This is a genomic window from Spiroplasma endosymbiont of Cantharis rufa, assembly GCF_964019665.1.
Classification (GTDB): Bacteria; Bacillota_I; Bacilli_A; order Mycoplasmatales; family Mycoplasmataceae; genus Spiroplasma_A.
Genome location: NZ_OZ026459.1, coordinates 945,077 through 959,622 on the forward strand (window position 1 = coordinate 945,077; position 14,546 = coordinate 959,622).

At 23.6% G+C, this 14,546-nt stretch carries 9 protein-coding genes; all 9 read right to left on the reverse strand.

The features are described from left to right. Positions 1–4: 4 nt before the first annotated feature. The 9 genes from AACL15_RS04100 to AACL15_RS04140 all read right to left on the reverse strand — a co-directional run bounded on the left by AACL15_RS04100 (position 5) and on the right by AACL15_RS04140 (position 14,544). On the reverse strand, positions 5–1,825 hold the full coding sequence (locus AACL15_RS04100) for a lipoprotein (protein ID WP_339033706.1): 1,821 nt from the start codon (positions 1,823–1,825) through the stop codon (positions 5–7). 1,382 nt (positions 1,826–3,207) lie between these two features. Then, the gene (locus tag AACL15_RS04105) at positions 3,208–4,518 is read right to left on the reverse strand and encodes a thymidine phosphorylase (RefSeq protein ID WP_339033709.1); all 1,311 of its coding nucleotides are present in this window, start codon (positions 4,516–4,518) and stop codon (positions 3,208–3,210) included. A gap of 24 nt (positions 4,519–4,542) precedes the next feature. Continuing rightward, positions 4,543–5,406, reverse strand: a complete 864-nt coding sequence (locus AACL15_RS04110; RefSeq protein ID WP_339033711.1) for a lysophospholipid acyltransferase family protein — start codon at positions 5,404–5,406, stop codon at positions 4,543–4,545. 5 nt (positions 5,407–5,411) lie between these two features. Then, positions 5,412–5,879, reverse strand: a complete 468-nt coding sequence (locus tag AACL15_RS04115) for a dihydrofolate reductase (RefSeq protein ID WP_339033713.1) — start codon at positions 5,877–5,879, stop codon at positions 5,412–5,414. Next, the gene (locus AACL15_RS04120; RefSeq protein WP_339033716.1) at positions 5,879–6,748 is read right to left on the reverse strand and encodes a thymidylate synthase; all 870 of its coding nucleotides are present in this window, start codon (positions 6,746–6,748) and stop codon (positions 5,879–5,881) included. Before AACL15_RS04120 ends, AACL15_RS04115 begins: the two co-directional genes overlap by 1 nt. Positions 6,749–7,368: 620 nt before the next feature. Beyond that, entirely contained in the window at positions 7,369–9,207 is a 1,839-nt protein-coding gene (locus AACL15_RS04125; RefSeq protein WP_339033717.1) for a lipoprotein, read from the reverse strand. A gap of 537 nt (positions 9,208–9,744) precedes the next feature. Then, positions 9,745–11,583: a lipoprotein gene (locus AACL15_RS04130; protein ID WP_339033719.1), complete on the reverse strand. Its 1,839-nt coding sequence runs from the start codon at positions 11,581–11,583 to the stop codon at positions 9,745–9,747. Positions 11,584–12,118: 535 nt separating this feature from the next. Beyond that, positions 12,119–13,957 (reverse strand): lipoprotein, encoded by a 1,839-nt coding sequence (locus AACL15_RS04135; RefSeq protein ID WP_339033721.1) that lies wholly within the window; start codon positions 13,955–13,957, stop codon positions 12,119–12,121. Between the two features lie 227 nt (positions 13,958–14,184). Then, positions 14,185–14,544: a holo-ACP synthase gene (locus AACL15_RS04140; protein WP_339033723.1), complete on the reverse strand. Its 360-nt coding sequence runs from the start codon at positions 14,542–14,544 to the stop codon at positions 14,185–14,187. Between the last annotated feature and the right edge of the window lie 2 nt (positions 14,545–14,546).

Genomic DNA, 14,546 nt, shown 5'->3' on the forward strand with positions numbered 1-14,546 from the left:
CCTTCTAATTACTTTCAGCTCTTTTAATAAACATTTTTCCATTATTTTTTTTTCATATTCCCTTAATTGGAAACTCTACATTAATAAAATTTTGTTTAAATATTCATTGTAATTCATCATCTGTAAAGTTAGTGTAATAACCACCTTGAACGATTCCTGTTTCATCAATTCTATGTCAAACACCTATTTTTTCTTCTTTTACACCTCAGTTAAATATATTTTGATTTGAGTTCTCTAATAAAATATCTCTGTGTTTTTTTAGATTTTTATTATTTAAACTTAAACTATCATTAAGATTTTGTGAATATTGATGACCACTAACTACTATTCCATTTCAAATGTTATCTGAGTCTCCTGAAACTGATGTTCCCTTTCCAGAAAAACTTGTTATAGGAAAATCTTCTGCTGCTCTTGGTTTAATATCAAAAATATTTTGATATTCTGTTATTCCTGCAGTCATATTAAAGTACATTGCTCCAAACATTAGAGAAATCGCTGATTCTTCTTTATTTTCTTTAGTTTCACTATTTGAAACAGCAATTGATGTAAATATAGACAGATCATTAATTGGATGAATATAATTTTCACTAATTTTAATTGACAACCCCTTAAGTTTTATTTCTCCAAAACTTATAGAGTTATTTTTAACTTTAGAATCAATTTCTACTTTTGTTGATGACGAATTTCCTTTAATTTCACTAATAAAACTATCAAATTTTACTAAGTAATCATTTTGAAAATTTATATAATTAGATTCTAAATAGTTATATAAATAAGTATTAACATTTGTTTTAGCACCAAATATTAAAGCTTCTTCATTTGTTTTAAATTCACTAAAAATAGTATTATATATTTTTTCGCCATTATTTTGTTCTTTTCAATCATAAATTGTAGCTGAATTTGCATTTACAAAATCATTTTTAACAAATTTATCAAAAATTATTTTACCTGTAAATTCCAAAGGTATAGAAGGAATTTTTGTAAAGTAATTTTGCTTAATAAAGCCAACTATATTACTTTTGAATGCATCTGATTCATATATATTTTGAAGGTCACTAGTTTTTGGTAAAAATATTTTTTTATAGTCTTCTTGTGAATAAGCAAAACTTTCTGCATCTAATCAACTATAACTTTGATTTCCTAAAAAATAATCACTTTTAATACCCTTTTCCAATTCTTGGATTGAAGAAATTAAAGTTTCATTTGAAGCTAATGTAAATATAAAGTTTTTTGAGCTTTTATAACTAGCTAGCTGATTTTCTGAATCTAAATACTGAAAGTTAAATGATAAATTAACTTTCACATATGATAAAAATTCTTCTTCTCTTTGTAAACTATTTAATGATTCATCAGTGTAATTTATTTCTAAAGTGTTTCAATTAATTTCAAAACCATTGTAATATTCTATTCCTTCTAAAAGGATAGAATATTTTTTTGAGTCAATTTTTTTTAACAAAAAAGATTTAAAATTAGACTCATGAATAATTTTTTCAATGTCAGATATTAATAAGTTCTTATCTTTATCATTTAATTTATCTCCAATTAATGCTCCATTTGGATTATCACCAACAACTGTTTTTATATTATCTTTTTTTATAAAACTGTATACTGTACTATTATTTGATGAAACATCAAAAAAATTATTATTAATAGATAATCAATATTCGTCTATAATACTTTCTAAATCAATTTTAAATTCCTCAATTAAAGCTAAAACTTCATTTGGTACAACTACTGGTGGTTCTTTGTCTCCACAAGCAATTACTGTTATTGTTGAAGTTGCAGCTAAAGTAACACTTCCTAATAAACCTAATAATTTTTTCATATCTTATTTCTCCCTTAAAAACATTTTTATTATATAAAAATAATTTTATATTAATATTCAAAAAAAACAAGTACTTTAAATTATGAAAAAGAAAATCTAATGAATATAAGATATGGTAATGTCTCAATATTCATATAAATATTAAGTACATCTTATTGCATTTAAGTATCAAATGTATCTATTATGAAATTGAAAAGGAAATTAAGTTGTATAGAGAATTTAAAGTATAAAATGATTAAAAAATAGAGCATAGCAAATTCTTAACTGCAATTGAAGATTAATTAATAGAAATAAAAATAATTATTAAATAAAAGTATATCTTTCGTTTATATAAAAAAATTGAGGTTAATTATCAAATAGATCTATATCTATGAAATAAAGTTTACTCCCACCCCATTATATGCATAAATCAACTAGAGAAGAATTATTTGTGTAACTAAGAGTGGATTGGATTATTTGGAAAATAAATAAAAAGATAATTCTATAAATAGAATTATTGGTTTAGAATAATGTAAAATGGAAAAAATAATTTTGAAGAAGGAGTTCAACAAAGCAAGTTTAGTAATAAATGAATAACTAATAAAAAAAATGAACTTTATATGCTTTTAATGATTATTTAACATTAAAAGTCTTAGACTGGCTATTTTGATTATCAAAAAAAAAAAAAAAATGAATATTATGCACTACAAAGCAAATGCTTTAAAATTATATAACTCCTGAAGAAATACTTACAGATAAGAGAAAGATATTTTATTATAGACAAAAAAAATCTAATAGAGAGTATGACTTTGCGTGTCAATAACTTGGAATTAAACTTACAAATGCCAGTTGCATGTAAAGCAAAGCAAGATTGAAGTCTTTGATGTTCTTTTCAAAAGGCTTTCCCCAATAACTAATATAATTAATTATCATAACTATTGAATAGACCAATGATTACTTAATTAATTTTTTACCAGCTAATTTTATTTCAACTCAAATTGAAAATAGCAAAAAAAATCAGAGCTTGAAATAAAAATGCAAATACTATTTTTATTTTATCTTGAAAAGAGGAAATGAAACTTGATAATCATGGAGTAATCAAATATAAGGCTAAAATTTTTAAACATATGATATACACGAATAACAACTTTTGTTAGTAAAAACAAAATTATTAATAACTAAAAATATACCAGTTAGTCAAATTAATAAACTTAAAAAATCTATCCTAAATTAAAAAACTTAATGTTTATCTAATAATTTTAGATGCATAAGCCATATCTACTTTTCTAAAACCTGAAAAAAACTATATAAAAATCGTAGATTTACAATTTAATAAATCTACGATTTTGAAACATTTTCATTTTTTATTGACATGATTATTATTAATTAAAATTTTAAAAAAATTAGATATTTTCATTAGTTAATAATTTTAAAATTAAATTTTCATTTTGGAATTTATTTTTTATTAAAATTAAATTTTCTGCCTTTTCTTTAAAATCTTTGATATTATCTCTATTTGTATATAATGTCATTATAACATCTCCAACTTTTACAAACTCATTTGTAGTTTTATTTAAATAAATCCCTGCAGCAAAATCTATTTCTTCTTCTTTAGTAGCTCTACCAGCCCCCAAATGCATTGAAAGATAACCTAATTCATCTGCTGAAGAAAATTGAATATAGCCCTCTTTTTTAGCTTTAATTTCAATTACATGTTTAGTTGGAAAATTTTTTTCATAATCTAATATAACACTAAAATCACCATTTTGGGCCTCTATAAAGTCTCTAAGTAAATAAGCAGCACTCTTATCATTTAAAACCTTAGTTAATTCAATTTTGGCTGTTTTTAGGTCTTTAAAAACCTTATTTTGAACCAAAGTTAAACCAGCTGCAGTTACACATAATTCAACTAAATCTTGTGGTCCTTTTCCAGTTAAAGTATCTCAAGCTTCTTTGACTTCAATTGCATTGCCAATTGCTCTTCCCAAAGGTTTATCCATATTTGTAATCATAACACTAACATTTCTCTTATGTTCTTTTCCAATTTTTATCATTGTTTTAGATAATTCAATAGCACTATCTAAATCTTTCATAAAAGCTCCACTACCCATTTTTACATCCAAAATGATGCTATCTGCAGGAATAACAAGTTTTTTTGACATGATACTTGAAGCTATTAAAGGAATTGAATCTACGGTTCCAGTAACATCTCTTAAAGCATATAATTTCTTATCTGCAGGAACAATATCACTTGATTGGCTCATAATTGACATTCCCACTGTATTTAAAACTTCTTTAAACTTTTCTTCACTTATTTCTCCAGTTCATCCTGGACAACTTTCAAGTTTATCAATTGTTCCTCCAGTTTGTCCCAAACCTCTCCCTGATAGTTTTGCAACCTTTATTCCAAATTTTGCAACAAGTGGAGCAAAGATTAGACTTGTTTTATCTCCAACTCCCCCAGTTGAATGTTTATCAGCTTTTAAACCTTTTACATCATCTAAATTATAAGTAATTCCTGAATTAATCATCGCTTGTGTAAAATTAGCAATTTCAGATGAACTCATACCATTAAATCAAATTGCCATATTAAATGCTGCCATTTGATAATCTTTTAATGTGTTATTAACAAAAGAATTAACCACTCAAAAAATTTCTTGAGAAGTTAATTCTATCTTATTTTTCTTTTTATTGACGATTTCTACGAAATTCATTCTTATCTCTCCTATTTACATAAATTAATAGAAATTAGTTCTATTTTTTTTATCTATTTTTTTAGGTTTAAGACCTAATTTTTTAGGATCTCAATTTTTGTATAAATTTATATTTTTTTCTACTTCTTTTTGCACATTTTTTGTTAGCATTTCAGTCTTAAGTGAAATAAATTTTTCTGGCATCATTGGTTTACCAAAAACCACTCTAATAATAAATCTACCATGTTTTCTTTTTTGAAATAATTTATAAGAATCAATTATTGAAACTGGAACAATTGGTACATATGCCATTTGTGCCAATTTCATACTTGCTGGTTGAAACTCTTCGGGTTGCTGTTTTGCACTACGAGTTCCTTCTGGAAAAATAACAACGGTTCTCTTATAATCAGAAATTAATTCTTTTGCTTCTTTCATAGCATTTAGTGCACTTCTTGGATTATTACGATCTAAAGGAACATTATCTATCAAATTCATAAAATGCTTGAATATTTTAGTTTTTCATAATTCTTGTTTTGCTATAAAAGCAACGGGTTGTTGTAATGAGAAATTATTAATTGCTAGCATTAAAATTGAATCCAAATTTGATTGATGATTTGGAGCTAATACTACTCCTCTATCTAATCAATTTTCAATTCCAATTACATCAATTTCTACATTTGCTATTTTTAAGACTTTCCTAATTTTCTTTTTAACTCAATTATATCTTCACTCTTCAGAATATAAATTAGGGTCTTGTTTTATTTTTCTTGTTATTTTCTTTGCTTTTGCTGTTACTCTTCAAATACTTCAAGCATTTGTAAATAGTCGCCATTTACTTATATATGCCATTTCTTTTTTATTTTTATCTTCTTGCTGCTCTAATTCTTGCTTTTGTTCAACTTCTTGCATAAATTTTACCTTTCATAATAATAAGTTATAAATTCACTAAACTCTTTTTTATTGATTAGTTTAAAAATACTTTCATCTAATTGAGGTGCAAAAATATTGCCCTGATAATCTTCATTTATAATGCTTACTATCAATTTATCTGCATAATCTAATGCACTCTTATAAATTTGAGAACCTCCAATAATAACAAGTTCTTCATCACTATCTTTATATCTTTCCAAAATTTCTTTTAAATTGTTAGATACTTCTAAATTATTATAACTCTTTTCTAATTCTCTTGAAGTAATTAAAATATTTTTTCTATTAGGTAATGGTTTTTTTGAAAGTGAATCCCATGTATTTCTCCCCATTAATATAGTTTTTCCTCTTGTATAATTAATAAAATGTTGCATTTCTTCTTTGATATCTCAAGGTAACTTATTATCTTTCCCAATAACCTTATTTTTTGTTTGGGCTCATATTAATGAAATCATTAGACTGCTACAACTCCTTTTATTGCTGGGTGACTTTCATAATCTTCTAAAAGAATATCATCAATTTTAATATCAAAAATTGATTTATCATTAGAATTAATTTTTAAGTTTGCTAATTTTTTTGGTTCTCTTGTTAATTGCAATTGCACCTGTTCAACATGATTTGAATAGATATGTGCATCACCAATTGTATGAATAAAATAACGTGCTCTTAAATTGCATTCTTTTGCAACAAGCTCCAATAATAAAGAATAACTGGCAATGTTAAAAGGAACTCCCAAGAATAAATCTCCACTTCTTTGATAAAGTTGTAAGTCAATAAAACCATCTTTTGATACATAAAATTGAAACAATGAGTGACATGGTGGTAAAGCCATTTGATTAACTTCTGCTGGATTTCAAGCAGAAATTATATGTCTTCTTGAAAAAGGGTTTTCTTTAATATCAGTGATTAGATTTTTAAATTGATCTACTCCATTAAAGTCTCTTCATTGTTTTCCATAAACGGGACCTAATTCTCCATATTTATCTGCAAATTTTTTATTTTCTTTAATTTTTTGAACAAATTCTTCTAAAGTTTCATTTTTAAAATTTTTAGATTTTTTATAAATTTCATACGGTCATTCATTTCAAATATTTACTTTATTATCAACTAAATATTTAATATTGGTATCTCCACTAATAAATCAAAGAATTTCATGTACTATTGCTTTAAAAAATACTTTTTTAGTTGTAACTAATGGAAAACCCTCTCGCAAGTCATACCTTGATTGAGTTCCAAATTTTGAAATGGTTCCAGTATTTGTTCGATCTAATCTCGTTTCACCAGTTTTTAAAACATCACTTACTAAATTTAAATATTGTTTCATATTATCACCACCTAAGATTATATATGAGAAGAAATAAAAGTATAGTTATTTTTTTATCTTCAACTACTCTAAATCAATAAAACAACATTAAATTTAAAAATATTTATATTAAATATAAGTTATTTTTTATTAACTTATATTTTAATATTCTCTTTTATCATTAATTTTTATAAATTAATTATCTTTTTTCACAACTTATTATAGTATTAACAGAAAACTTTCTCCTTTTAAAATTAAAGAAAAATTTGTACTTCTCTAAGATTTTGATTAATACTCATTTTTCTGTTTATTAACTAATATCTCTCTTTAAATTTAATGTAAATTCAAAAAATATTATTTATTTTTTAAGCAATAACTTTTAATAAAATTATCTAAATTTATTCACAATCCTGTAATCAAAGTCATTTTTGATTTGAACACTTTATTGTTGGCATTATATCTCCACAAGATATTACGTGTTACTAATAAAGTTGCCACAAGGTGACCATTTATAACAAACGAAAAAAACAAGAGTTTTAACTAACTCTTGTTTTATGATTTCTAATTACTTAATATTTATAATAGTTACAAGAATTATATTGCCATTATTTTATAGCCATATTTTTCTTTTAATTTTTTTATTAAATAAATTTAATAAATTCTTTTTTACCTAAGGTATTAGTTCCCAATGTCATTTGGTCTAAATCAATGTGGAAACAAATATAACCTAACATTCATGTCATTATACTATCATTTGAATCTTCACCAGTATAATTATTATCATTTTTTTCTAGAGTAACACCATATTCATCTATTATTCAATCAAAGTTTGAGTAAACAAATCCATCTACAAATCTAGAACTTTTTTTTGCGAAATTAAATAAAATATAAGATTCTCCAATATTTGCCTGTTCAAATAAATTATTTCTTTCTTGTTGGTATCCACCTTTTTCGCTTAAAGTAAATAATTTTCAGAATTTTCAGGTTGCAGCAAGTTCTCCTTCTTTATCAGCTGCAAATTTTTTAGTTAAAGAAGACTTTTTCATAGTCATTAAAAAATCTGCTTCAGAATTAGGTTCTGGATATTCATTTCCATAAGAAATACCCATTGTTTCATGCCAAACTTTTAAAGTATTTGCAGAAAATTCTGAAAGATCATTTAATTTTTGACTCTGATCTGTACTTGTATCTATTAAATAGTTAATTGCTATTTTAAAGTCTGGTAAATTATGTACATAATCTCCATTATTCAATTTAATTGATAAACCTGTTAAGTTAACAAAACCAAATGCTATTGAATTTTTAAATTCTATTGTTTCTTTAATTTTGGCACTTTCATCAGCTCCCAATAAGCTATTTATTTGACGAACTTTTTCACCATTTCAAATTCTATTTCATAATGAATAGTTATCATCTGTAAAATAACTATTTCTTAAAACAGTTTTGGTAGTAGTATCATTTGGTTTTTCTCTAAAAATCGTATTTACTAATGTTTGTCCTTCGTCACTATCATAAGTAAATTTTGTTGAATCGCTATCTTCATAACTTCTGGCGTAATTTATAATTTTGAATAATGATGTTTTTTCCATTTCAGATGATTTATATATAATATTTCCCTCAAAAGAAAGTGGTAAACCAGTACTTACTTCTGAAAAATATTTAGTTTTAATAAAATTAGTCATTGATGTTCTGAAACCATTATTTGATGCGTCATCTTGATAATATTTTTTAAGTTCATTATCAAATTTCCCATATCCATCTGATCGCTTTTTATTACCCTTAATACTATCTCATTTTATGTTTGTATGTTTTCTATCTTCTTCAGAAGCAGATGAAATATAATCTTTTGTTATATTTTGATAAAAAACATCACTAGCTTGTTTTAATGCACTATTATTTGTTGAAGTATATTTAAAATTATCTCCAATTTGAAATGTTTCAATTTCTTTTTCTCCCTTATATTGAACTTTAATTGAATAATCAATTACAACATTTCCTAAATAGACATCACCATTTTCATATGATTGAATTAGCAATGAATTTCAATTAAAAATAATATCATTTATTAGAGTGCTAACATCATTTAAAATAATTTTATATTTATTTATATTTTTTAACTTATTTAATTCATTTGTAAGTTCATCTATTGCTAATACCTTTAAAATATCTTCTTGTAATTCTTTTCTATCAGTTTCTGATAATTCACTTGCTGATTTACCACTATTTGCTTTAATTCTTGTTTTAAATAAAAACTTATTTGTCTTTTCTGTTTCAGTTAAACCGATCATATTTTTAGATACATTATTTATTAAATGCTTACTAAAAATTTCATTAGTATCATTTTTAAGTTCCTTAATTAATTCACTTAAACCCTGTTCAGGTTCAGTAGGAGGAATAACTTTGTCACCACAAGCAACTACTGTTGCTGCACTTGTTGCTACAAGAGTTAAACTTCCTAGTAAACTTAATAATTTTTTCATATTTTTTCTCCTTTAAAAATAATTTTACAATACAAAAATATTTTACATATTTTTGAAAAAAAGGCAAGTATTTAAATAAAATGAAAACAATGAATTTTGAAAATATATATAAATACATTAAATAATTTAATTTTTTAGAGTCGAAATAATTAAATTAAATGTCTTAGTTTAAACTAATCTTATGAATTTATAAAATTGTACAAATTATTTCACATTTTAATAAAAATTTATTCAAAAGTTAAAATATCAAATAAGATTTATAAACTCAATTAATTATATTTAAAGACATATAGTTTCCAATTTAAAAATTAGAATATAGATAATTTTTAAAAATACTACTACTAAAAATAATTGCTGCTTTTATTACAAGTGCTATCAATTAAAATTGGATTTTAAAAATATAAATTGAACTTTAATATAAAAATGCAAAAGTTTTAGCTAACTCTTGCATTTAGAAGTTCTTTCTTTTAGTCATGTAGATATAAAAAGGATTATATTGCCATTATTTTATAGCCATATTTTTCTTTTAATTTTTTATTAAATAAATTTAATAAATTCTTTTTTACCTAAGGTATTAGTTCCCAATGTCATTTGGTCTAAATCAATGTGGAAACAAATATAACCTAACATTCATGTCATTATACTATCATTTGAATCTTCACCAGTATAATTATTATCATTTTTTTCTAGAGTAACACCATATTCATCTATTATTCAATCAAAGTTTGAGTAAACATATCCGTTCATATAAGCACTATGTTTTTTTGCGAAATTAAATAAAATACTAGAGTCTTCAATATTAGCCTGTTCAAATAAATTATTTCTTTCTTGTTGGTATCCACCTTTTTCGCTTAAAGTAAAGAATTTTCAAAATCTATATGTTGCACCAATTTCTCCTTCTTTATCAGCTGCAAATTTTTTAGTTAAAGAAGACTTTTTCATAGTCATTAAAAAATCTGCTTCAGAATTAGGTTCTGGGTATTCATTTCCATAAGAAATACCCATTGTTTCATGCCAAACTTTTAAAGTATTTGCAGAAAATTCTGAAAGATCATTTAATTTTTGACTCTGATCTGTACTTGTATCTATTAAATAGTTAATTGCTATTTTAAAGTCTGGTAAATTATGTACATAATCTCCATTATTTAATTTAATTGATAAACCTGTTAAGTTAACAAAACCAAACGCTATTGAATTTTTAAATTCTATTGTTTCTTTAATTTTGGCACTTTCATCAGCTCCCAATAAGCTATTTATTTGACCAATTTTTACACCATTTCAAATTCTATTTCATAATGAATAGTTATTATCTGTAAAATAACTATTTCTTAAAACAGTTTTGGTAGTAGTATCATTTGGTTTTTCTCTAAAAATCGTATTTACTAATGTTTGTCCTTCATCACTATCATAAGTAAATTTTGTTGAATCGCTATCTTCATAACTTCTACGAGTATTAATAACTCTAAATAATGATGTTTTTTCCATTTCAGATGATTTATATATAATATTTCCCTCAAAAGAAAGTGGTAAACCAGTACTTACTTCTGAAAAATATTTAGTTTTAATAAAATTAGTCATTGATGTTCTGAAACCATTATTTGATGCGTCATCTTGATAATATTTTTTAAGTTCATTATCAAATTTCCCATATCCATCTGATCGTTTTTTATTACCCTTAATACTATCTCATTTTATATTTGTATGTTTTCTATCTTCTTCAGAAGCAGATGAAATATAATCTTTTGTTATATTTTGATAAAAAACATCACTAGCTTGTTTTAATGCACTATTATTTGTTGAAGTATATTTGAAATTGTCTCCAATTTGAAATGTTTCAATTTCTTTTTCTCCCTTATATTGAACTTTAATTGAATAATCAATTACAACATTTCCTAAATAGACATCACCATTTTCATATGATTGAATTAGCAATGAATTTCAATTAAAAATAATATCATTTATTAGAGTGCTAACATCATTTAAAATAATTTTATATTTATTTATATTTTTTAACTTATTTAATTCATTTGTAAGTTCATCTATTGCTAATACCTTTAAAACATCTTCTTGTAATTCTTTTCTATCAGTTTCTGATAATTCACTTGCTAATTTACCACTATTTGCTTTAATTCTTGTTTTAAATAAAAACTTATTTGTCTTTTCTGTTTCAGTTAAACCAATCATATTTTTAGATACATTATTTATTAAATGCTTACTAAAAATTTCATTAGTATCATTTTTAAGTTCCTTAATTAATTCACTTAAACCCTGTTCAGGTTCAGTAGGAGGAACAACTTTGTCACCACAAGCAACTACTGTTGCTGCACTTGTTGCTACAAGAGTTAAACTTCCTAGTAAACTTAATAATTTTTTCATATTTTTTCTCCTTTAAAAATAATTTTACGTTACAAAAATATTTTACATATTTTTGAAAAAAAGGCAAGTATTTAAATAAAATGAAAACAATGAATTTTGAAAATATATATAAATACATTAAATAATTTAATTTTTTAGAGTCGAAATAATTAAATTAAATGTCTTAGTTTAAACTAATCTTATGAATTTATAAAATTGTATAAATTATTTCACATTTTAATAAAAATTTATTCAAAAGTCAAAATATCAAATAATATTTATAAACTCAATTAATTATATTTAAAGACATATAGTTTCCAATTTAAAAATTAAAATATAGATAATTGTTAAAAATACTACTACTAAAAATAATTGCTGCTTTTATTACAAGTGCTATCTATTAAAATTAGATTTTAAAAATATAAATTAAACTTTAATATAAAAATGCAAAAGTTTTAGCTAACTCTTGCATTTAGAAGTTCTTTCTTTTAGTCATGTGGATATAAAAAGAATTATATTGCCATTATTTTATAGCATATTTTCTTTCAATTTTTTATTAAATAAATTTAATAAATTCTTTTTTACCTAAGGTATTAGTTCCCAATGTCATTTGGTCTAAATCAATGTGGAAATTAATATATCCTAAAATTCATGTCATTACACTATCATTTGAATCTTCACCAGTATAATTTTTATCATTTTTTTCTAGAGTAACACCATATTCATCTATTATTCAATTAAAGTTTGAATAAACTCATCCATTTAAATATCTATAACCTTTTTTTGCAAAATTAAATAAAATATAAGATTCTTCAATATTTGCCTCTTCAAATAAATTATTTCTTTCTTGTTGGTATCCACCTTCATCGCTTAAAGTAAATAATTTTCAAAATTTTCAGGTTGCATTAAGTCCTCCCACATTATCTGCAGCAAATTTTTTAGTTAAAGCAGACTTTTTCATAGTCATTAAAAAATCTGCTTCAGAATTAGGTTCTGGATATTCATTTCCATAAGAAATACCCATTGTTTCATGCCAAACTTTTAAAGTATTTGCAGAAAATTCTGCAAGATCATTTAATTTTTGAGAATTATCTGGATTTGTATCTATTAAATAGTTAATTGCTATTTTAAAGTCTGGCAAATTATGTACATAATTTCCATTATCCAATTTAATTGATAAACCTGTTAAGTTAACAAAACCAAACGCTATTGAATTTTGAAATTCTATTGTTTCTTTAATTTTGGCGCTTTCTTCCTCTCCCAATAAGCTATTTATTTCATCATTTTTTACACCAGTTCAAATTCTATTTCATAATGAATAGTTATCATCTGTAAAATAACTATTTCTTAAAACAGTTTTGGTAGTAGTATCATTTGGTTTTTCTCTAAAAATCGTATTTACTAATGTTTGTCCTTCGTCACTATCATAAACAAATTTTATCGAATTTTCATCATTATAACTTCTGGTGTAATTCATACTTTTGAATAATGATGTTTTTCCCATTTCAGATGATTTATATATAATATTTCCCTCAAAAGAAAGTGGTAAACCAGTACTTACTTCTGAAAAATATTTAGTTTTAATAAAATTAGTCATTGATGTTCTGAAACCATTATTTGATGCGTCATCTTGATAATATTTTTTAAGTTCCTTATCAAATTTCCCATATCCATCTGATCGCTTTTTATTACCCTTAATACTATCTCATTTTATGTTTGTATGTTTTCTATCTTCTTCAGAAGTAGATGAAATATAATCTTTTGTTATATTTTGATAAAAAACATCACTAGCTTGTTTTAATGCACTATTATTTGTTGAAGTATATTTAAAATTATCTCCAATTTGAAATGTTTCAATTTCTTTTTCTCCCTTATATTGAACTTTAATTGAATAATCAATTACAACATTTCCTAAATAGACATCACCATTTTCATATGATTGAATTAGCAATGAATTTCAATTAAAAATAATTTCATTTATTAGAGTGCTAACATCATTTAAAATAATTTTATATTTATTTATATTTTTTAACTTATTTAATTCATTTGTAAGTTCATCTATTGCTAATACCTTTAAAATATCTTCTTGTAATTCTTTTCTATCAGTTTCTGTTAATTGACTTGCTGATTTACCACTATTTGCTTTAATTCTTGTTTTAAATAAAAACTTATTTGTCTTTTCTGTTTCAGTTAAACCGATCATATTTTTAGATACATTATTTATTAAATGCTTACTAAAAATTTCATTAGTATCATTTTTAAGTTCCTTAATTAATTCACTTAAACCCTGTTCAGGTTCAGTAGGAGGAACAACTTTGTCACCACAAGCAACTACTGTTGCTGCACTTGTTGCTACAAGAGTTAAACTTCCTAGTAAACTTAATAATTTTTTCATATTTTTTCTCCTTTAAAAATAATTTTACAATACAAAAATATTTTATAAAAAAAAAAAAAAAAGCAACTCTTATTTAATGATTATCATAAAAAATAATAAATACCTCTTTTACTATAAAAATGCTAATAATAAAGTTCATTAATTTATAGTAACCAAAAAAATAAACTACTATAATCTAACCTTAAAATATTTTCAAAGTTTTTTTCTATTTATATTATTGGAAAATACTAATTATTAGTGTTTTGCAATTTATTCAATAAGTTTGATTCTAAATTTAATACAACAGCAACAGAGTATTTCTTTTCATGACTAATAGATAATTCAATATTTTTAAATTCCTTATTTTCTATAATTGGCTTATTCTTTTTATAAATAATATTTATTTCATTAATTTTTAGAGATTTTTCAAGGCATTTAATCAGAGCTTCCTTAGCAGCTCATCTTCCTGATGCAAATTGCAATTTAGCTTCATTACTCTCTAGATTATTAAGCAAACTAATTTCTTCTTTATGCAAAAATTTTTTTAAAAATTTTTCATTTAAACTTATTCTTTTATTCTCAACAATATCAATACCAATTTTTGCCATAA